The 19,550-nt window shown below is 72.8% G+C and carries 20 protein-coding genes; 14 read left to right on the top strand and 6 right to left on the bottom strand.

The window, feature by feature from the left end:
- Positions 1–2: 2 nt before the first annotated feature.
- Both rsgA and aroA read right to left on the bottom strand, forming a co-directional pair.
- A complete protein-coding gene (gene rsgA, locus KBX34_RS12470) occupies positions 3–1,013 on the bottom strand; it encodes a ribosome small subunit-dependent GTPase A (RefSeq protein WP_210925062.1) in 1,011 nt (336 codons plus the stop codon).
- Positions 1,014–1,134: 121 nt separating this feature from the next.
- On the bottom strand, positions 1,135–2,436 hold the full coding sequence (gene aroA, locus KBX34_RS12465; protein WP_179780842.1) for a 3-phosphoshikimate 1-carboxyvinyltransferase: 1,302 nt from the start codon (positions 2,434–2,436) through the stop codon (positions 1,135–1,137).
- Positions 2,437–2,540: 104 nt separating this feature from the next.
- Here aroA and KBX34_RS12460 point away from each other — a divergent pair, with 104 nt between their 5' ends.
- The 5 genes from KBX34_RS12460 to rsrA all read left to right on the top strand — a co-directional run bounded on the left by KBX34_RS12460 (position 2,541) and on the right by rsrA (position 5,851).
- Positions 2,541–3,251 carry an SOS response-associated peptidase gene (locus KBX34_RS12460; protein WP_210794463.1) on the top strand — a complete coding sequence of 237 codons (711 nt, stop codon included), beginning with the start codon at positions 2,541–2,543 and terminating at the stop codon, positions 3,249–3,251.
- A 197-nt stretch (positions 3,252–3,448) separates the two neighbouring features.
- Positions 3,449–3,841 carry a WhiB family transcriptional regulator gene (locus tag KBX34_RS12455; RefSeq protein ID WP_088951995.1) on the top strand — a complete coding sequence of 131 codons (393 nt, stop codon included), beginning with the start codon at positions 3,449–3,451 and terminating at the stop codon, positions 3,839–3,841.
- Between the two features lie 52 nt (positions 3,842–3,893).
- Positions 3,894–4,511 (top strand): alpha/beta family hydrolase, encoded by a 618-nt coding sequence (locus tag KBX34_RS12450; protein WP_099848368.1) that lies wholly within the window; start codon positions 3,894–3,896, stop codon positions 4,509–4,511.
- Positions 4,512–4,737: 226 nt separating this feature from the next.
- Positions 4,738–5,562 carry a sigma-70 family RNA polymerase sigma factor gene (locus KBX34_RS12445; protein WP_141911012.1) on the top strand — a complete coding sequence of 275 codons (825 nt, stop codon included), beginning with the start codon at positions 4,738–4,740 and terminating at the stop codon, positions 5,560–5,562.
- A 1-nt stretch (position 5,563) separates the two neighbouring features.
- On the top strand, positions 5,564–5,851 hold the full coding sequence (rsrA, locus tag KBX34_RS12440) for a mycothiol system anti-sigma-R factor (protein ID WP_088950022.1): 288 nt from the start codon (positions 5,564–5,566) through the stop codon (positions 5,849–5,851).
- Between the two features lie 121 nt (positions 5,852–5,972).
- Here rsrA and KBX34_RS34420 read toward each other — a convergent pair whose 3' ends face one another.
- Positions 5,973–6,047 (bottom strand): 50S ribosomal protein bL37, encoded by a 75-nt coding sequence (locus KBX34_RS34420; RefSeq protein ID WP_372433306.1) that lies wholly within the window; start codon positions 6,045–6,047, stop codon positions 5,973–5,975.
- 227 nt (positions 6,048–6,274) lie between these two features.
- On the opposite strand from KBX34_RS34420, the gene KBX34_RS12430 reads away from it, so the two are divergent.
- Positions 6,275–6,490, top strand: coding sequence for a biotin/lipoyl-binding carrier protein (locus KBX34_RS12430; RefSeq protein WP_088950021.1), 216 nt, complete (start codon positions 6,275–6,277; stop codon positions 6,488–6,490).
- Complete coding sequence (locus KBX34_RS12425) at positions 6,487–6,996, top strand: GNAT family N-acetyltransferase (protein ID WP_088950020.1); 510 nt, start codon at positions 6,487–6,489, stop codon at positions 6,994–6,996. The genes KBX34_RS12430 and KBX34_RS12425 overlap by 4 nt, the downstream gene beginning before the upstream one ends.
- A 12-nt stretch (positions 6,997–7,008) precedes the next feature.
- Here the strand turns inward: KBX34_RS12425 and KBX34_RS12420 are convergent, their stop codons facing one another.
- Complete coding sequence (locus KBX34_RS12420) at positions 7,009–7,632, bottom strand: TetR/AcrR family transcriptional regulator (RefSeq protein ID WP_088950019.1); 624 nt, start codon at positions 7,630–7,632, stop codon at positions 7,009–7,011.
- A gap of 111 nt (positions 7,633–7,743) precedes the next feature.
- On the opposite strand from KBX34_RS12420, the gene KBX34_RS12415 reads away from it, so the two are divergent.
- Positions 7,744–9,333, top strand: a complete 1,590-nt coding sequence (locus tag KBX34_RS12415) for an MDR family MFS transporter (protein ID WP_088950018.1) — start codon at positions 7,744–7,746, stop codon at positions 9,331–9,333.
- Positions 9,334–9,409: 76 nt separating this feature from the next.
- Here the strand turns inward: KBX34_RS12415 and KBX34_RS12410 are convergent, their stop codons facing one another.
- Positions 9,410–11,248, bottom strand: coding sequence for a tetratricopeptide repeat protein (locus KBX34_RS12410; RefSeq protein WP_210925060.1), 1,839 nt, complete (start codon positions 11,246–11,248; stop codon positions 9,410–9,412).
- A gap of 189 nt (positions 11,249–11,437) precedes the next feature.
- Here KBX34_RS12410 and KBX34_RS12405 point away from each other — a divergent pair, with 189 nt between their 5' ends.
- Together KBX34_RS12405 and KBX34_RS12400 are read left to right on the top strand one after the other, a co-directional pair.
- On the top strand, positions 11,438–12,469 hold the full coding sequence (locus KBX34_RS12405) for an SIS domain-containing protein (RefSeq protein ID WP_088950016.1): 1,032 nt from the start codon (positions 11,438–11,440) through the stop codon (positions 12,467–12,469).
- Between the two features lie 25 nt (positions 12,470–12,494).
- Positions 12,495–14,087: a PAS domain-containing sensor histidine kinase gene (locus tag KBX34_RS12400; protein WP_210794455.1), complete on the top strand. Its 1,593-nt coding sequence runs from the start codon at positions 12,495–12,497 to the stop codon at positions 14,085–14,087.
- A 145-nt stretch (positions 14,088–14,232) separates the two neighbouring features.
- Here KBX34_RS12400 and KBX34_RS12395 read toward each other — a convergent pair whose 3' ends face one another.
- Positions 14,233–15,738, bottom strand: coding sequence for a glycosyltransferase family 39 protein (locus KBX34_RS12395; RefSeq protein ID WP_210925058.1), 1,506 nt, complete (start codon positions 15,736–15,738; stop codon positions 14,233–14,235).
- A 384-nt stretch (positions 15,739–16,122) separates the two neighbouring features.
- Here KBX34_RS12395 and KBX34_RS12390 point away from each other — a divergent pair, with 384 nt between their 5' ends.
- Genes KBX34_RS12390 through KBX34_RS12375 form a run of 4 tightly spaced genes read left to right on the top strand, consistent with a single transcriptional unit; the run spans position 16,123 to position 19,545 of the window.
- Positions 16,123–17,835: a nitrite/sulfite reductase gene (locus tag KBX34_RS12390; protein ID WP_210925056.1), complete on the top strand. Its 1,713-nt coding sequence runs from the start codon at positions 16,123–16,125 to the stop codon at positions 17,833–17,835.
- Complete coding sequence (locus KBX34_RS12385; RefSeq protein ID WP_172862104.1) at positions 17,832–17,993, top strand: hypothetical protein; 162 nt, start codon at positions 17,832–17,834, stop codon at positions 17,991–17,993. The genes KBX34_RS12390 and KBX34_RS12385 overlap by 4 nt, the downstream gene beginning before the upstream one ends.
- The gene (locus KBX34_RS12380; RefSeq protein WP_088950013.1) at positions 17,990–18,751 is read left to right on the top strand and encodes a phosphoadenylyl-sulfate reductase; all 762 of its coding nucleotides are present in this window, start codon (positions 17,990–17,992) and stop codon (positions 18,749–18,751) included. The genes KBX34_RS12385 and KBX34_RS12380 overlap by 4 nt, the downstream gene beginning before the upstream one ends.
- Positions 18,733–19,545 carry a sirohydrochlorin chelatase gene (locus KBX34_RS12375; protein WP_374223677.1) on the top strand — a complete coding sequence of 271 codons (813 nt, stop codon included), beginning with the start codon at positions 18,733–18,735 and terminating at the stop codon, positions 19,543–19,545. Before KBX34_RS12380 ends, KBX34_RS12375 begins: the two co-directional genes overlap by 19 nt.
- Positions 19,546–19,550: the final 5 nt, after the last annotated feature.

Genomic DNA, 19,550 nt, shown 5'->3' with positions numbered 1-19,550 from the left:
ACTCACTCGTCGGGGCCGCGCCGGTCACCCTCGCCGGGCCCGCGCTGGTCGCTCTCGCCGCGCGAGTCACCCTCGCCGGCGCGGGAGGCGAGCAACCGGCGGTACGACGCCAACCGGCGCGGGTCGGCCTTGCCGGCGGCCACCCAGGCGTCCAGCCCACAGGCGGCCTCGTCGGTCGTGTGCTGACAGTTGGGCGGGCAGTCGACGGTGCCCTCGACCAGATCCGGGAAGCCGTGCAGCAGGCTGTCGGCCGAGACGTGGGCCAGACCGAAGCTGCGGATGCCGGGGGTGTCGATGATCCAGCCGGGGTCGGTGTCGACGCCGGGCACCGGTGGCAGCCGCAGCGCCACCGCGCTGGTGGAGGTGTGCCGCCCACGGCCGATCGCGCTGACCACACCGACCGCGCGCAGCGCGTCCGGGACGAGGCGATTGACCAGCGTCGACTTGCCCACCCCGGAGTGCCCGACCAGCACCGACACCTTGCCGCTCAGCAGCGCGCGCAGCGCGGCCAGGTCGGAGTCGGGGCGGTTGAGCACGTACGGCAGCTCCAGCTCGGTGTAGTAGCCCAGCACCTCCTCCGGCCCGGCCAGGTCGGCCTTGGTGAGGCAAAGCAGCGGCTCGACGTCCGCGTCGTACGCGGCCACCAGGCAGCGGTCGATGAACCCGGTGCGCGGCGGTGGGTCGGCCAGCGCGCTGACGATCACCAACTGGTCGGCGTTGGCCACCACCACCCGTTCCAGTCGGCCCTCGGCGGTGGTCTCGTCGTCGTCGGCGGTGCGGCGCAGCACCGAGCGTCGCTCGGCGATCCGGACGATGCGGGCCAGGGCGCCCTCCGCGCCGGACGTGTCCCCGACCAGGCTGACCCGGTCACCGACCACCACCGACTTGCGGCCCAGCTCGCGGGCCCGCATCGCGGTGATCGTGGGCAGCTCGGCCCCGACCACGCCGCGCTCGGCTCCGGACAGCACGCAGGTGTAGCGCCCACGGTCGACGGCGATGACGAAGCCGTCCACGGCGTCGGAGTGCTGGGGTCGGGTGCGCGTACGCGGGCGCGACGACTTTCCGGGCCGTACCCGTACGTCGTCCTCGTCGTACTCGCGCCGTCTGGTCGCCAGGACCTGTCCTCTTCTCGCGTCAGCTCTTGCCGGTCACCATCGCTGACCATAGTGCCGGGAACTCGGGCATGGTCTTGGAGGTACACCCCACGTCGTCGACCTCGATGCCGGGCACGGCGAGACCGGTCACCGCTGCGGCGTGCGCCATCCGGTGGTCGTGGTAGGTGCGGAACACCCCGCCGCGCAGTGGCCTGGGCCGGATCTCCAGCCCGTCCGGCGACTCGGTCACATCCGCCCCGAGTGCGGTGAACTCGCGCGCGAGCGCGGTCAGCCGGTCGGTCTCGTGGCCACGGATGTGCCCGACGCCGGTGAACACCGACGGCGAGTCGGCCAGCATGGCGAGCGCGGTCAGCGCCGGGGTCAGCTCGCTGACGTCGGAGAGGTCGGCGGTCAGGCCGTGCACCACGCCGGTGCCCCGGACGGTCAGCCCGCTGGTGGAGAGGGTGACCTCGCCGCCCATCCGCTGGAGCAGCGAGCGGAGCTGCTCGACCGGCTGTGAGCTGCTGCGCGGCCAGCCCTGCAGGGTCACCTCGCCGCCGGTGACCAGGGCCGCGGCGAAGAACGGCACCGCTCCGGAGAGGTCTGGCTCGATCTCCCAGCCGCGCCCGGTGAGGGGGCCGGGCTCGACGGTCCAGACGTCGGGCGTGCTGTCGTCGACGGCCGCGCCGGCGGCCCGCAGCATCTGCACCGTCATCCGGAGATGCGGCGCGGACGGCACCGGCGGGCCGACGTGGCGCACCACGACGCCCCGGTCGAAGCGCGGGGCGGCCAGCAGCAACCCGGAGACGAGCTGGCTGGAGGCGGACGCGTCGATCACCACCTCACCGCCGGTGACCCGGCCGGTGCCGAGCACTGTCAGCGGGAGGCTGCCCGAGCCGGTGACGTCGATGCGGACACCCAGCGACCGCAGCGCCTCGATCAGCGGACCGAGCGGTCGGGTGCGGACGTAGGGGTCGCCGTCGAAGGTGACCTGCCCGTCGGCCAGCCCGGCCACCGGCGGCACGAACCGCATCACGGTGCCGGCCAGGCCCACGTCCACGTGCGCGGGGCCGACCAGCGGGTGCGGTCGGACCAGCCACTGCTCGTCGTCGCTGATCGACACGTGCGCGCCCATCGCGCGCAGACCGGCGGCCATCAACTCGGTGTCGCGGGCGCGGAGCGGCCCGGCCAGCGTCGACGGGCCGGCGGCCAGTGCGCTGAGCACCAGGGCGCGTGCGGTCATCGACTTGGAACCGGGCAGGCGCAGCGTCGCCGCCACCGGGTCGGACGCGGTCGGTGCGGTCCACGGCTGCGGCGGCCGGGTCGCTGTCAGGTTCCCCACGGTTACATTCTGCCGTGCCGGCTGGTGGACAGTGTGGCCCGGCGGGTCGTACTCCCGGTTGGCGGGACAGCCGACGGGGCCTCCGACGCGTTAGCGTGTGGCCCATGTGCGGCAGGTACGCGACGACCCGGAGCTCCGGCGAGCTCGGCGCGCTGTTCGAGTCGTCCGACGACACCGAGGGCGTGGTCCGTCCGGACCACAACGTCGCGCCGACCGACCGGGTGCCCCTGGTCCGGATGAGCCCGGAGGGACATCGCAGTCTCTGTGTCGGTCGCTGGGGTCTGTTGCCGCACTGGTCCCGTTCCGCCGCCGGGGCCGCCCGCATGATCAACGCGCGGGCGGAGACGGTGGCCACCAGCCGGGCGTACGCCGGGTCGTTCGCCCGCCGCCGCTGCCTGGTCCCGGCCGATGGCTGGTACGAGTGGGTCCGTCAGCCCGACGGCCGGCGACAGGCCTACTACATGACTCCCACCGACGGCTCGGTTCTGGCCCTGGCCGGCATCTGGTCGGTCTGGGAGTCCGGTGCCGACTCCCGGCTCACCTTCAGCGTGTTGACCACCGCGGCGCTCGGCGATCTGGCCGAGGTGCACGACCGGATGCCGGTGCTGTTGCCGCCCGAGCGTTGGTCGTCGTGGCTGGCGCCGACCGACGAGCCGGAGCGGTTGCTCGTTCCGGCGTCGGCGGAGCGGCTGGCGGGGTTGGAGATCCGACCTGTGGGGGCGGCGGTGGGCGACGTTCGCAACGACGGGCCACAGCTGATCGCCCGCGTGTCGGTGCCGCCGACGGTGACACCGCAGGAGCTGACCCTGTTCTGACGCCGCCGCGCATTGTCAGGCACCGATTTGACAGGGTTGCGCGCGATTCGTCTCCTGGCTGTTCAGTCATGTTCCCGGCAGACCCTTGTCCCGATGTTGCGAAGTGCGATAGAACACAGCGCCGGTAGTGGCTGTCGATTCGCACGGGGCGGACGACGTCCACCGTTTTTGCCGGTCCCACGGGGGAGGTGGGTGGATTGACACGAGCGCGTATGCCCCGCCCGCACGAGGTGGCTGCGGCGCGGCGAGATCCGCGACTGCTGCGAGCGGTGCGGGAACGGCAACAGGACGATGCATGGCGCACCAGAGGCACCTGTCAGAGCGTCGATCCGGAGACATTCTTTCCGGCACCGAACGAGCCGGCGGACGCCGCTGTCGCGCTGTGCCGCGGCTGCGACGTGCAGGGGTCCTGTCTGGCCTGGGCCCTCGACGTCGGTGACTGCCACGGTGTGTGGGGTGCGACCACGCCCCGCGAGCGGCGGGCGATGCTGGTCGCCTGGCGTGGCGAGGTCGAGCCGGACCCGGACGCCGTCGACGATCCCGGCCCGCCGGTACGGGACCGGCTGCTCACCCTGGTTCCGCTGAGCTGACCAACGGCCCGGTCCGTCACGCGTCGTCTGCCAGGCGGCGCAGAATGGGTCGGTGCCAACCAGCGACGAGATCGACACTCCGCGCGGTCCGGCGGGGATCACCACGGACCTGCCGGACCGCCCTGCCACCGCTCTGCTCGTGCTCGGGCACGGAGCGGGCGGCAGCATCGACGCGCCCGACCTGCTCGCGGTACGCGACGCGTCGGTCGCGGCCGGCCTGGCGGTGGTCCGGGTGACCCAGCCCTACCGGGTCGCGGGTCGACGTGCCCCGGCACCGGCGGGTCATCTCGACGAGGCGTGGACGGCGGTGCTCGCCGTGCTGCGCGACCGGCACGCCGACGTGCCGTCGGTGCTGGTCGGCGGTCGTTCCAGCGGCGCGCGGGTCGCCTGCCGGACGGCGGGCGCGGTGGGGGCGGTCGGTGTGGTCGCGTTGGCCTTTCCGCTGCACCCGCCCGGGCGGCCGGAGCGTTCGCGTGCCGCCGAACTGGCCACCGGCCTGCCGACGCTGGTCGTCAACGGCGACCGGGACCCGTTCGGGACGCCGGAGCCGTCGCCGGCCGTGCAGGTGGTGAGCCGTCCCGGGGAGACGCACGACCTCCGGCGGGACCCGGCCGGCACCGCGGGCGTCGTCCGGGACTGGCTGCGGGCCCGGGGCTGGACGGCCGACTGACCCGGCTCGCCCGCCCGACCGTTTCCGGTGCCGGGCGAGGGTCGTTGCATCCGGTGGTGGCACCGGCCCGATCCGGACCGACGGCACCAGTCCTCCCAGGCCCTTCCTGGTCCCAGCGCCGGCCGCCGTCGGGGCCGGGACCAGGAACGGGAGGGCCGGGTGGAATGCCCCAGTGGTCATCTCGCGTTACCAACCCTGGACGACTTTTCTGCGAGGGGGGTGACCGGTGCCGACCGAGACACGGAGCCTGGAACGGGACGAACGGGACGCCCGGCAGCTGAAGCAGCTGCTGGATGGGCCGGAGTGGCCGGCGACGGCGGGACCGGGCGGGGCGGGTGTGGTGAGCACGGGCACACCGGCCGGAAGTGAATCTGCGGGCAGGTCCGTGCGCGTATCCTCGGCGGGAAAGCATCCGACGCGAGGGGATGTGCGGTTGACCACCGAGAAGACGGACGAGCGCAGGGCCCGGTTCGAACGGGACGCGATGCCATTCGTCGATCAGCTCTACGCTGCTGGGCTGCGGATGACGCGCAACCCGGCGGATGCCGAGGACCTGGTTCAGGAGACCTACCTGAAGGCGTACGCCGCCTTCCACCAGTTCGAGCAGGGCACGAACCTGAAGGCCTGGCTCTACCGGATCCTGACCAACACCTACATCAACTCCTACCGCAAGCGGCAGCGCCAGCCGATCCAGGCGCCCACCGAGGAGATCACCGACTGGCAGCTCGCCGAGGCCGAGTCGCACACCTCCAGTGGGCTGCGCTCCGCCGAGACGGAGGCACTGGACCGGCTGCCGGACAGCGACGTGAAGGAGGCCCTCCAGCAGTTGCCGGAGGAGTTCCGCCTGGCCGTCTACCTGACCGATGTCGAGGGCTTCTCCTACAAGGAGGTCGCGGACATCATGGGCACGCCGATCGGCACCGTGATGTCGCGTCTGCACCGGGGCCGTCGTAATCTGCGCAAGCTGCTCGAGCGCTACGCCGGGGAGCGGGGCTTCAGTGCGGCCCGCTCGGCGAAGGGCTCGAACGCCGCTGCCGGCCGGGAGGTGTGACGTGAGCTGTGGGGAGCCGCACGAGACGGATTGCCGCGAGGTGCTCGCGGAGGTCTACCTCTACCTGGATCTGGAGTGCGCCGACGAGCGGCGCTCGCTGATCCGGCACCACCTGGACGAGTGCGGGCCCTGCCTGCGCGAGTACGGGCTGGAGCAGGAGGTGCGGGCGTTGGTGGCTCGTTGCTGCGGCAACGAGACAGCGCCGGACGAGCTGCGCGAGCGGCTGCGGGTCAAGCTCACCGAGCTGGTGGTCTTCGAGACCACTGAATCCCGAGAGTTGGCCGACTGAGCGTCGGCGCGGCACAGCTTCAAGACCGGTGGCCCGGGTCGATGTCGACCCGGGCCACCGGTGTACCCGGCGTCGACCGGGTCGGGCTGAGCGGTGACGGGCCGTGGGCCCGTCGACGCGTTCAGGAGTTGGGACGCTTGCCGTGGTTGGCGGCGTTCTTCTTACGAGCCTTCTTCTTCCGGGACTTCTTCGCCATGCTGACCTCCTCGTGATGGGTCGGATCCGTCCTGCGCACGACCTCGGCGCCAGTGCACCCACCGGCGGTCCGGCGTCGGGTCCGACCCGCTGATGGTAGTGCGGTCGACAGCCGCCGCCTTCCCCAGGGCGGGCGTGCCATCCCGGCCTTGCCGCTGCGCGCCCACCACCGGGCGACGCATGATTGGATACGACGGCAGACACATCGCGATGAGGGAGGGCCCGGACATGGCCGAGGAGATCCGCGCCGAGATGGTGGCGAACGTCTGGAAGGTCGTCGCCACGGCAGGTGACACGGTGGCCGAGGGCGACACCCTGGTGATCCTCGAGTCGATGAAGATGGAGATCCCGGTCATCGCCGAGTCCGATGGTGTGATCCAGCAGCTCGCCGTGAACGAGGGCGACGTCGTGCAGGACGGTGACCTCATCGCGGTGATCGCTTGACCGGCTTGCGGGTTCGTCCTGCCGAGCCGGCCGATTTCCCGGCGGTGGCCCGGCTGACCGTGGCCGCGTACGAGGCGGACGGGCAGCTCAAGGGCGAACACGGGTACGGCGAGGTGCTGGCCGACGTGTCGAGCCGGGCTGCCAGCGGTGAGGTGCTGGTCGCGGTCGACGAGGTGACCGATGCGGTGCTGGGCTCGGTGACCTTCGTGCTGCCGGGCACGCCGTTCGCCGAGCTGTCCGGGCCGGGTGAGGCGGAGTTCCGGATGCTCGCGGTCGACCCGGGTGCCCAGGGTCGGGGCGTCGGTGCGGCATTGGCGCAGGCATGCGTGGCGCGTGCTGTGGAGCTGGGTTGCACCGCGCTGGTGATCTGCGTCCGGGCCGGGATGGCCGATTCGGCGCACCGGCTCTACTCACGGCTCGGCTTCGTCCGCGCGCCGGAGAAGGACTGGGCGCCGGCGGCGGGCGTGGACCTGCTCGGCCTGCGACTGGCCCTCACTCGCGGCTGAGCCGCCGACCGATCAGCCGCGCGGGCTGCCTGAGGTGGCCTCAGCCGCACTCTCGTCGGGCTCCGCTGAGGCACCCGCGCCGATCGCGCCGAGCAGCTCGTCGGCCACCTCCAACGCGAGCCGGCGACGCTCCTCGTTGGTGATGCCCGGTGCCCGTACGGCGAACCAACTCGTGTGCACGGCGAACAGTGACAGTGCGGCGCGCAGCTGGGCGGCGGGGGAGTCGTCGCCCCGGCAGAGGGCGCTGGCGAGCTGCATCATCCGGCCGCGCATCTGCTGGCCGGAGGCGAGGCTCTTGAGCACTGTCTGGTTCTGCTCGAAGAAGCGCATCACGGACGGCTGATCGCCGCCGAACATCGTGTCGGCGTAGCGGGTGATCAGCTCGCGCCGGGTGGCCAGGGTGGCCGGCTGCGTCGCCGCCCAGGCGTTGAGGGCGTCCATCTGCTCCAGCCGGTCCTCGACGAAGCTGGCGACGATGTCGTCCTTGCTCTTGAAGTGGTAATAGAGCGCCGCCTTGGTGACGTTGAGACGCTCGGCGATCTCCCGGAGCGAGGTCTTCTCGTACCCCTGCTCGGTGAAGAGCTCGAGCGCGACGGCCTTGATCCGGTCCCGCGTCCCGCCTGTGCTCTCCCTCACGCGTGCCCTCCAATTGGCTTGACCGTTGCTTGTACCGAACTTACCGTGCGGCTAGTAAGGTGACTAGCCGGGCGGCAAGTAAGTGTGGCAATCTTCGGGGGGAGCTTACCCATGACTCAGGCAACCCAGGCCGGCGTGCGACCCAACAACATCAGGGTCGTGCTGTTCGGGCTGATGATCGCGATGATGCTCGCGATGCTCGACAACATGATCGTCAGCACCGCGTTACCGCGGATCGTCGGCGAGTTCGGCGGGCTCAACCACTTCACCTGGGTGGTTACCGCGTACGTCCTGGGCACCACCGTCTCCACCCCGATCTGGGGCAAGCTCGGTGACCTCTACGGCCGCAAGTCGGTCTTCCTGACCTCGGTGGTCGTCTTCCTCGTCGGCTCCGCACTCTGCGGCATGGCCGGCTCTGGCATGCTCGGCGGCCCACAGGACGGCATGGTCCAGCTGATCGCCTTCCGGGCCGTGCAGGGCCTCGGCGCCGGTGGCCTCATGGTCGGCGTCATGGCGATCATCGGTGACCTGGTCCCGCCCCGCGAGCGTGGGCGCTACCAGGGCATGATCGCCGGCATCATGGCCATCGCCATGGTCGCCGGTCCGCTTGCCGGTGGCTTCATCACCGACCACCTGTCCTGGCGCTGGGCGTTCTACGTGAACCTGCCGCTGGGCGGGATCGCGCTGCTCGTGCTGATGACCACCATGCACCTGCCGAAGTACCGCACCGAGCACCGGATCGACTGGCTCGGCGCTGGTCTGCTCTCGGTCGGCATCACCGCGATCGTGCTCATCACCACCTGGGGCGGCAACGAGTACGACTGGACGTCGCCGCAGATCTTCGGCCTGGCCGTCCTGGCCGTGCTCGCGCTGGTGGCGTTCGGCCTGGTGGAACGCCGCGTCCAGGAGCCGATCCTGCCGTTGGCGCTCTTCGCCAACCGCAACTTCGCGTTGATCTCGGTGATCGGCTTCCTGCTCGGCTTCGCGATGTTCGGCGCGATGAACTTCCTGCCGCTCTATCAGCAGACCGTGCAGGGGGCGTCGGCGACCAACAGCGGTCTGCTGCTGCTGCCCCTGATGTTCGGCATGCTGGTGGTCTCGCTGGTCATCGGGCGGGCGATCACCCGCAACGGCAGGTACCGGGCGTACCCGATCATCGGTGGTGTCGTTATGACAGCGGGCATGGCGCTGCTGTCCATGCTCGACACCGACACCAGCAAGCTGATGTCCTCGCTGTACATGGTCGTGCTCGGCGTCGGCATGGGCTTCCTCATGCAGACGTCCATGCTGATCGCGCAGAACAGCGTGGAGCAGAAGGACCTTGGCGCGGCCAGTGGCGCGGCGACCTTCTTCCGGTCGATCGGCGGCTCGTTCGGCATCTCGTTGTTTGGCGCGATCTTCGCCAACCGGCTGGCCAGCTCCGAGGGCGGCCGGGCCTTCGGCGGCGAGTCCGGCGGCTCGGGAATGGATCTGGAGAAGCTCAAGGACCTGCCCGCCCAGGCCCGTGACATGGTGCTCGGCGGCCTCTCCGACGCGATCTCGCACGTCTTTCTCTGGGCGGTGCTGTTCACCATCGTGATCCCGGTGCTCGCCTGGTTCATCAAGGAGATCCCGCTGCGGACCGCCAACGAGGCGCCGCCGCAGGCCACTCCGGAGGAGGAGGCCGAGGTCGCTCTCGGCAAGGCGGCCCCGGTCGCCTGATCCCGACATCCTCACCGCGCGCCGCGTCGTCCCGTCCGGGCCGGCGCGGCGCGCGCCTTTTCCCGCGACCGTGCGCCTAGCGGGTGCGTGCGCCGCGCAGTAGTTGCCAGAGGCGGCGTAGCGGGTTGCGGGGGCGGGGGACCTGGGGGGAGAGCGGGCCGAGCAGTTCGCCGGCCAGTGCCGCGGTGGCGGGGTCCAGATCCGGGGCGGCAAGTGCCAGGTGGGCCAGCGAGGCGGCGATCGGGACCGGTCGGGTCCGTGCCACGGCGGCCGCGTCGGCGAGGCGCTCCGCCACCACCCGCGCCACGTCCGACCGCACCGAGGGATCCACCCAGGCCGCGGTGACCAGGGCGAACAGCGCCGCCTCGGTGACCCAGTCCTCGACACCCCAGATCAGGTCGAGCAGCACGCGGCGGCGGGTCGAGCCCTCCCACGGCTCGTCGGTGCGGTGGTGCAGCAGCCCCAGGCAGGCCCACACCTGCACACCACGGACCCAGACCGACGGGTCGTGGGCGGCCAGCAGCCGACCCACCGCGTTGGCCGGTGCGGCCGGCGGGTGCACCAGCAGGCCGAGCAGGTCGGTCACGTCGAGGCCGGCCAGGCCCACCGCGGCGTCGTACGCCGCCGGTGGGTGCGGCCACGCCGGGTGTGCGACCTGCCCGATCCGTTCGACCGCCGTCGCCGAGGGCACCGGCAGCGCGGGCGTGGGCAGGTCGTTCGCATAGCGCCACAACCGTTGGGCGGACGCCCGCCGGGGCTCGCGCGGGTCCGGCTCCAGCGCGCCCCCGACGACCTCGATCCGCAGGCCGGGCGCTGTGGACGTCGCCGTCCGGACGGCGCTCGGCGGGGCGGCGGCGGGCAGGCGTACGGCGCTGCCGAGACCGTTGTCGTCGTCGGCCACCGCCTGGCGCATCGCGTCGACCAGTGGACCGCCGGCCGGAGTCAGTTGGCCGAGCCAGGGCCGCGCGCGGCAGCACTGGGCCAGGTCGCCGTGCTCGTGGCTGTCGTCGGGGTGGTCGCGGACGAAGTCCGCGAGCGCGACCAGGTGGGCCAGGTCGCCGTCGCGCAGGTGCCGCAGGCGGTGTGCGGTGTGCACCGCGCAGTCGAACGACGGGTCGCGCGCGAGCGCCCGCTCGGTCCACTCCAGTGCCTCGTCGAGGCGGCCGATGTCGGCCAGGGTGCCGGCGATGTCCGCGTAGATCGCCAGGTCGTCGGGGTCCAGCTCGACGGCCCGACCGAGGGCCGCGAGGCCTTCGCGGGTCCGGCCCGCGCTGCGGTACGCGTACCCGAGCCAGACCTCGCCCATCTTCGAGGGTTGTGCGCGTACGCCTCGGGTGGCCCAGCGGACGGCGAGGGCGACTTCGCCGAGACGCCGGGCCAGCGCGGACGCCGCGCCCAGCAGCAGACCGTGCTCGGGGTGCACGGTGACCGCGTTGCGGGCCAGCGTGAGGTACGGCGTCAGGGCGCCCCGGCCGACCCGGGGCACCGGGTCGGACAGCGCCGCGCAGACCTGCATGAGGACGCGGGCGATGTGGTCCGGGTCCAGCCGTTCGACCAGCTCGGGCGCGGTGACCCAGGGGACGCCGGCCCACTGGGTGCCGGGTGAGTACGCGGTCGCCGCGGCCAGCAGCTCCAGCCCTTCGGCGGGGCGGCCGGCGGTAGCGAGCAGGTGGGCGCGGGCGACGACCGCCCCCACGAAGGTGTGGTGGTTGATCGGGAAGAGGTCGAGGCCGCCACCGCTCGCCGCGGCGAGTCGGGTCAGCGTCTCGTGCACCTCCGGCAGGGTGGGTGCTCGCGCCAGCGCGCCGGCGAGGTGCCCCGCGGCGTGGTGCAGGTCGCCCTCGTCGAGTGCCAGCCGGGCGAGCGCCAGCTCCTCCGTCGCGGAGAGTGCGGGATCGTCCGTTCCCTCGGGCACGTCGTCCTCTCGTCGCTGGGCCAGGCGGATGCAGCGCTCCCAGCGTAGTTGATATTGAGATCAACTGGTGATCACCTGCGCAGTCCTGCTCGTTCGATTGCTGAGATACGGTTAAAAGTGCAAGACTGAGCAAGAATCGCGCGGCAACCGCGCAGGGGAGGGGTTTTCGTGACTCGTGCAGGGGCCGGCATGGCCGCCGACATCGATGAGCAGCCAGCTGGCTACGCCCGCCTGCTCTCGACCGCCAACGCCGCCGAGATCGCCCGGGTGGCGGCGATCATCGCCGAACGCCGCCCGCGGCACGTCGTCTTCACCGCCCGGGGCACCTCGGACCACGCGGCCCTCTACGGGGCGTACCTCACCGAGATCCGTCTCGGCCTGCCCGCCGGGCTCGCCTCGCCCAGCGCGGTCACCCTGTTCGGGGCCCGCCCCGACCTGTCCGACGCGCTGGTCGTCGGGGTCAGCCAGAGCGGCGGTTCGCCCGACCTCGCCGAGGTGCTGCGCGCCGCCCGCGCCTCCGGGGCACTGACCCTCGCGGTGACCAACGCCCCCGACTCGCCGCTGGTCGAGGTCGCCGAGCTGAGCGTCGACATCGCCGCCGGGCACGAGCGGGCGGTCGCCGCCACCAAGACGTACACCGCCGAACTGCTCGCTCTGCTGATGCTCGTGGAGGGGATCCGGGCCGGTGACGGCGTGCTCCCGACGGCCGAGCGGGAGGCGCTCGACGCGCTGCCCGAGCTGGCCGCCCGCACCCTGGCCGACGACACCCCGGCCCGGCTCGCGCCCCGCTACCGCTTCGCCCGGCAACTGGTCACCACCGGGCGGGGGTACGCCTACCCGACCGCCCGGGAGGCGGCGCTGAAGCTGATGGAGACGTCGTACCTGCCGGCGCTCGCCTTCTCCGGCGCCGACCTGCTGCACGGCCCACTCGCGATGACCGACCCGGAGGTCCCGGTGCTCGCGGTCGTCGGTTCCGGTCCGGGTGGACGGTCGATGGGCGAGGTGCTGCCCCGTCTCGGCGAACGCCGCGCCGACGTCGTGGTGGTCGGCTCCGCCGAGGTGCCGGGCGCCACCCGGCTGGCCGTTCCCGAGGTCGACGAGCGGTACGCCCCACTGCTGGACATCCTGCCGTTGCAGCGGTTGGCGCTGGCCCTGGCACTGACCCGAGGTGAGGACCCGGACGCGCCGCGCGGGTTGAAGAAGGTCACCGCGACGATGTGAGGCGCGGCGTGGCACCCTGGTCACCGTGTCCACGCTGCGCGACCTCGCCGAGGAGCACACCCACCTCCGTCCGGCCGACATCGACCACCTCCACCGGATCGCCGGCGACTGGCAGCTGCTCTCCGATCTGTCCTTCGCTGACCTGCTGCTCTGGGTGCCGGTCGACGCCGACGGCACGTTCCTCTGCGTCGCCCAGGTCCGGCCGACCACCGCCCCCACGGCCTACCAGGACGACCAGGTGGGGCGCATCGTCGGCGGGCCGGAGGTGGCCCACCTGGGCGTCGCGTACTCCCAGGGCCGGATCTGGCGGGAGGGCGACCCGGTCTGGTACGGCGACGTGCCGGCCCGGCACGAGGCGATCCCGGTCCGGCTGCGGACCGCCGAGGGGGAGGCCGGTGAGGTGATCGCCGTGGTGGGGCGGGACACCAACCTCTCCACCGCGCGCACCCCCAGCCAGTTGGAACTCAACTACCTGACCACCGCCGACGACCTGGCGCAGATGATCGCGGACGGCACCTTCCCGCCGCCCCGGCATCCGGGCGAGACCACCTCCGCGCCCCGGGTCGGCGACGGCCTGGTCCGGCTCGACGCCGGCGGCAAGGTCACCTACGCCAGCCCGAACGCCCAGTCCGCGTACCGCCGACTGGGCTACGCCTCCCACCTGGTGGGAGAGGACCTGGCCGCGCTGCACCGCCGGCTGGCCGGTGACCCGCTGGACGGCACCGAGGCCTCGAACGGCATCCTGGCCGCGCTGCGCGGTGAGGCGCCACCCCGACGGGAGATCGACGCCCGCGGTGCCACGATGCTCACCCGAGCACTGCCGCTGATGCCCGCCGGCGTGCCGATCGGCGCGCTGGTGCTCGTGCGGGACATCACCGAGGTCCGTCGCCGGGACCGAGCCCTGATCACCAAGGACGCCACCATCCGGGAGATCCACCACCGGGTGAAGAACAACCTCCAGACCGTCGCCGCGCTGCTGCGGCTGCAGGCCCGCCGGGTGTCCATGCCGGAGGCCCGGGTCGCGCTGGAGGAGTCGGTCCGGCGGGTCGCGTCCATCGCCCTGGTGCACGAGACGCTCTCCATGTCCAGCGACGAGGCGGTCGAGTTCGACGGCATCGTCGACCGGGTGGCCAGCGCGGCGACGGAGGTCGCGGCGACCGAGGTGAGCGTCGGCATGCGACGGCGGGGCAGCTTCGGCGTGCTGCCGGCGGAGATCGCCACCTCGCTGGTGATGGTCCTCAACGAGTTGCTGCTCAACGCCGTCGAGCACGGCTTTCCGCCGGCCGACGAGGCAGAGGAGCCTCCCGTACCTGCCGCCTCGGGCATGGTGCCGGTCGCCGCTCCCGAGGTCGACCCGTCGCTGCGACCCGAGGTGGTCGTCTCGGCGCACCGGTTCCGCAAGATGCTGCACGTCTCGGTGGCCGACAACGGGCGCGGGCTGCCGCCGGGCTTCGACGCGGAGCGCGCCAGCCGGCTCGGCCTCCAGATCGTCCGGGCCCTGGTCACCGGCGAGCTGCGCGGCACCATCGAGCTGCGGGCCGGCGCCAACGGCGGCACCGAGGCCGTGCTGGTCGTCCCGCTGGCCCGCAACACCCACGACGGCCGCTCACAGGCCTGACCGCCGGCCTCCCGTCGGGCGGTCCCGCGCCGGGGACCGGATATCAGGGTGAGCGTGATGCCTCTGAGTCATCAAGATGACTCACCGGCATCACGCTCATCGAGGTGGGCGGGCCCGGCCGCCGGCCTGCCCAGGGGTGGTCCGGTCAGCGGTCGGGGCGGCTGGTCAGCAGGGCGACGGTCAGGCCGGGGCGCGGCCAGACCTGGGTGACGGTGAACTGCGCGCGGAGCGCGTCGCCCTTGGCGCCCGGCACGGCTGCCAGCGGCTCGGCGTGCCGACCGGCGACGACCAACCACACCCTGGAGGTGCCGGCCAGACACTGCGCCGGTCGCGGGCACTCGGCTGCCCACAGGTCGCCTCGGCGGACCTCGTCCTCGGTGACCAGCACGTCGCGTGGCGGGTCGCCGAGGTGGTACTCGATGCCGAGATCGAGGAAGAGCCAGCTCTGCCGGGGCGAGTAGACCACCGCGTCGCCCGGCCGTTGACCCTCGCCGATCACCCGCGCCGCGCCCGCGTAGTCCACCGGCGCGCTGCGCGGCCACTCGTGGGTCCGTCGCAGCGCGGCCTGGTCGGGCAGGCCGAGCAGCCCGGCCAGCACCACCACGACGAGCGCGGCCGGAGCGGCCACGGCGGCCAGCGCCGCGCCCGCCAGCAGGCACGCGAAGGGCACCACGAAGACCAGGTACCGGGGCACCCACAGGGGTACGACAGTGCCGGCGGCGAAGAGCAGCAGCACGGGCAGCAGCACCGCGCTCACCGGCAGCAGGGCGCGCCGCCCGAGTCGGGCCGCACCCAGCGCCGCGACCCCGACCAGCAGTCCACCGACCACACTGCTCTGGGTGACGCCGCCGGGCAGCGCGGTGAGGTCGTCCAGTTGGGCCAGGTGGACCCAGTTCAACTGCCGGGACTGCTGGGTCCGGGCCTTGACCAGCAGCGGGCCGGCCAGCAGCGCGACCGGCACCACGGCGACCAGCCACCGCCACACCCGTCGGTCGCGTTCGGCGTCGAGGTGCGCCGGGGTGGCGACCCCGGCCGCGGCCGGGCCGCGCCACCAGGCGATGAGGACGACCAGCGCGTGCGCGGCGAGCAGCGTGAGCGCGATCAGGTGGATGAGCCCGAGAGCGACCACCGCGGCGGCGTAGCCGGCCCACCGCGCCCAGCTCGGCCGGCGCAGGGCGGTCACCAGCAGCACTGTGGCGAGCACCGCGAGCATGGTGGCCAGCGCGTACGGGCGGGCCTCCTGACCGTAGCGGGAGGTGCCGGGGAGCACCGCGAACAGCAGACCGGCGAAGAGACCGGAACGACGGTCGACGAGCCGCGCGCCGAGCACGGCGAGCAACCCCGCGGCCACGGTCATCGCCAGCACGGCCGGCGCGCGCAGGGCGATCGTGGAGTCACCGAAGACTGCGGTCCAACCGTGCATCAGCAGGTAGTACGGCCCGGTGGCGGCGTCGATGGTGCCGGCCAGCCGGGCCAGGTCGGCGGGCGACCGGGTGGCCGCGCTCCAGGTCGCCAGCTCGTCGCGCCAGAGCTGGGCGGAGCCCAGTCCGGTCAGCGTCACCGCCAGGGTCAGCAGCGCCGGGACGAGCCAGACCGGCAGGCGGCGCAGGCGCTCCCACGCCGTCCCGGTCGACTCGGACAATCCGCCCACGGTCCGAGCCTGCCACGGCCATGCCGTTCGTGGGTGTCAGCCGGCCGCAGGCGGTGGACACCAGGTGGGCGTGACGTCGTTCGGTCGGACAGCCCTCGGCCCGTGATGTGGGATCCAGCACGCGGACATTGGCCGGCCCCCATGGGGTGTGGCAGCATGAGCCCCATGACCGCCGCAGTCGTCCGCCGCTTCGTGGCTCGTCGCCACGTCGATTACGGCCGCGTGCGCAGCGCGATCTGTCCGGCCTACTGACGACGCCCGACCAATCCGTCTCGGGCGCGCTCCGCGCCGGCTGTCTCAGACACCGTTGTCCCGCCCGCTTCGCCGGGTCGGCCGCCGCGCCCCGCGTGCCCCGAGGCACAGCAGACAACGGAGGACGCCGCGATGGCGGTCAGCAGCACGCCGGCCCGATCCGAGGACCCGACGACCCGCCCGGCCCGGGCGCCGCGCCGGCCCCGGGGTGAGGGTCAATGGGCGCTCGGCCACCGCGAGCCCCTCAACCCCAACGAGCGGATCAAGAAGGACGACGACCCGCTCAACGTCCGGGCCCGGATCGAAACCATCTACGCGCACCGCGGCTTCGCCTCCATCGACCCGCAGGATCTGCGCGGCCGGTTCCGCTGGTGGGGCCTCTACACCCAGCGCAAGGCGGGCATCGACGGCGGGCGCACCGCCGTGCTGGAGCCGCACGAGCTGGAGGACGAGTTCTTCATGCTCCGGGTCCGCATCGACGGCGGCCAGCTCAGCCTGGCCCAGCTGCGGGTGATCGCGGAAATCTCCCGGGAGTTCGCGCGGGACACCGCCGACATCACCGACCGGCAGAACATCCAGTACCACTGGATCCGCGTCGAGGACATGCCGGAGATCTGGCGCCGGCTGGAGTCGGTCGGCCTGCAGACCACCGAGGCGTGCGGCGACTGCCCGCGGATCGTGCTGGGCAGCCCGGTCGCCGGGGTCGCCCGCGACGAGCTGCTCGACCCGACCCCGGCGGTCGACGAGATCGTCGCCCGGTACGTCGGCGACAAGCAGTTCTCCAACCTGCCCCGCAAGTTCAAGACGTCGATCTCCTGGCTGGTCGACACCCCGTACGAGTCGAACGACATCGCCTTCCTCGGTGTCGACCACCCCGAGCACGGCCCCGGCTTCGACGTCTGGGTCGGCGGTGGTCTCTCCACCAACCCGATGCTCGCCCAGCGGCTCGGCGTCTGGGTGCCGATGGCCGAGATTCCGGACGTGTGGGCCGGTGTGGTGGGGATCTTCCGCGACTACGGCTACCGCCGGCTGCGCAACCGGGCCCGGCTGAAGTTCCTGGTGGCCGACTGGGGCGTGGAGCGGTTCCGCGAGGTCCTGGAGAAGGACTACCTCGGTCGCACGTTGCTCGACGGTCCGGCGCCGACCCTGCCGTCGAAGCCGATCGACCACGTGGGCGTGCACGAGCAGGCCGACGGGCGGCACTACGTGGGCGCCGCACCGGTGGTCGGGCGGGTCTCCGGCACGCAGCTCGCCCAACTGGCCGACGTGGTGGAGGCGCACGGCAGCGACCGGGTGCGGCTCACCCCGTACCAGAAGCTGCTGGTGCTCGACGTGCCGTCGGAGCGGACGGAGTCGCTGGTCGACGCGCTGCGCGGGATCGGTCTGGAGGCCCGGCCGTCGGCCTGGCGGCGCGGCACCATGGCGTGCACCGGCATCGAGTACTGCAAGTTGGCCATCGTCGAGACGAAGGCCCGCGGCGAGGAGCTGGTGGCCCGGCTGGAGCAGCGGCTGCGCGACTTCGACGCGGACATCTCGATCCACATCAACGGCTGCCCGAACGCCTGCGCACGGACCCAGGTGGCCGACATCGGGCTCAAGGGTCAACTGGTGGTCGGCCCGGACGGGCAGCAGGTGGAGGGCTTCCAGGTGCACCTGGGCGGCGGGCTGGGCATGGCCCAGGGTCAGACCGCCGGCTTCGGCCGCAAGCTGCGCGGCCTGAAGACCACCGCGGACGAGCTTCCGGAGTACGTGGAACGCCTGGCCCGTCGCTACCTGGCCGGTCGGAGCGAGGGCGAGACATTCGCCAACTGGGTGATCAGAGTCGACGAGGAGGAACTGCGGTGAGCAGCGAGAACCGAGCGGCACCCCTGTACTGCCCGTACTGCGGCGAGGAGGACCTGCGGCCGAACGAGGCGGGACACGGCGCCTGGGAGTGCCGCGCCTGCACCCGGGTCTTCTCGGTGAAGTTCACCGGGCTGCTCTCCCGGTCGGTGACCCGATGAGCCTCGTCTCCGCAGCGAACCTGCGCCTGGTCGGGCCGGGTGGCCCGACGCCGACCGATCCGGCCCGGCGTGACCCGGACGAGCTGCGCGTCCTGGCCGAGCAGGCTGCCCGGGACCTGGAAGGCGCCCCGGCGCTGGAGATCGCCCGCTGGGCCGCGCAGACCTTCGGCGACCGGTTCTGCGTCACCAGCTCGATGGCCGACGCCGTGCTGGCCCACCTGGTGTCCCGGGTGGCCCCGGGCGTGGACGTGGTCTTCCTCGACACCGGCCTGCACTTCCCCGAGACGCTCCGGGTGCGCGACGAGGTCGCCCGGACGCTGCCGGTGAACGTCCGGTCGATCCGACCCCGGCTCACCGTCGGCCAGCAGGACGGCCAGTACGGCCCCCGGCTGTTCAACAAGTCGCCGGACGACTGCTGCCAGCTCCGCAAGGTGGAGCCTCTGGAGCGGGCCCTGACCGGCTACGACGCCTGGGCGGCGGGTCTGCGCCGGGACGAGTCGCCGACCCGGGCGAACACGCCGGTGGTGACCTTCGACGCGCGGCGCGGCAAGGTCAAGGTCAACCCGATCGCGGCGTGGTCGCAGCGGGACGTGGACGCCTACATCGCCCGCTTCAACGTGCCGGTCAACGAGCTGTTCAAGCAGGGGTACGGGTCGATCGGCTGCTGGCCGTGCACCCGCCGCACGAAGGCCGGCGAGGACGCGCGGGCCGGCCGGTGGGCCATGTTCGAGAAGACCGAGTGCGGGCTGCACGTCTGACCTCGCCAACGACGACCCCGACCGGCCCTGGTGCGGCCGGCGGGGTGACTCCGGTGGTGCTGGTCGCGCACGGCAGTCGTGATCCACGAGCGGCCGATGCCACCCGGGCGCTCGCACGAGCCGTGTCGGCGGCCCGACCGGGCACACCGGTCCGGGCGAGTTGGCTGGACCACACCGAGCCGGGGCCGACAGCGGTCCTGCGCGACCTGGCCCTGGCCGGTCACCGTCAGGCGGTGCTGGTGCCGCTGCTGCTGACCGCCGCGTACCACCATCGGGTGGACATTCCGGCGGCGATCGCCGCGGCGGCGCAGGCCGGGCCACCCCTGACGGTACGGGTGACCGACGTGCTCGGCCCGGCGGACGGCGCTGTCGATGCCAGGCTGCTGGGTGGGCTGCGCCGCAGGCTCGGTGAGGCGGACCCGGGCCGCTTCGACGCGTTGGTGCTGGCCGCCGCGGGCACCCGGGACGCGCGGGCGCGTCGCTCGGTGGGCCAGGTCGCGGACGCGCTCGCCGTGGAGTTCGGGGTGCCCTGCCGGGTGGCGTACGCCTCGGCGGCTCCACCGGCGGCCGGCGTGGCGGTGTCCCGGCTGCGGGCGGCCGGCGCGCGTCGGGTCGCGGTGTGCGCGTACTTCCTGGCGCCGGGCTTGTTCCACGACGCGGTGGCCGAGGCGGCCCGGGCGGCCGGCGCCGTGTCGGTCGCCGCGCCGTTGACCGACGCACCGGAGCTGGTCGAGTTGGTGCTGCGCCGGGTCGACGACCGGCCCTGCCGGCCGATGGTCACGCCGATCGGGTGACCTGT

The sequence above is a fragment of the Micromonospora sp. M61 genome (assembly GCF_018070245.1).
GTDB lineage: Bacteria > Actinomycetota > Actinomycetes > Mycobacteriales > Micromonosporaceae > Micromonospora > Micromonospora zamorensis.
This window is presented reverse-complemented; position numbering and strand designations above follow the sequence as displayed.

Excerpts from the sequence above, each read along its gene's own strand:
- KBX34_RS12460 (WP_210794463.1), top strand. The coding sequence starts at position 2,541 with ATGTGCGGCAGGTACGCGACGACCCGGAGCTCCGGCGAGCTCGGCGCG.
- KBX34_RS12430 (WP_088950021.1), top strand. The coding sequence starts at position 6,275 with ATGGCCGAGGAGATCCGCGCCGAGATGGTGGCGAACGTCTGGAAGGTC.
- KBX34_RS12415 (WP_088950018.1), top strand. The coding sequence starts at position 7,744 with ATGACTCAGGCAACCCAGGCCGGCGTGCGACCCAACAACATCAGGGTC.
- KBX34_RS12405 (WP_088950016.1), top strand. The coding sequence starts at position 11,438 with ATGGCCGCCGACATCGATGAGCAGCCAGCTGGCTACGCCCGCCTGCTC.
- KBX34_RS12390 (WP_210925056.1), top strand. The coding sequence starts at position 16,123 with ATGGCGGTCAGCAGCACGCCGGCCCGATCCGAGGACCCGACGACCCGC.
- KBX34_RS12380 (WP_088950013.1), top strand. The coding sequence starts at position 17,990 with ATGAGCCTCGTCTCCGCAGCGAACCTGCGCCTGGTCGGGCCGGGTGGC.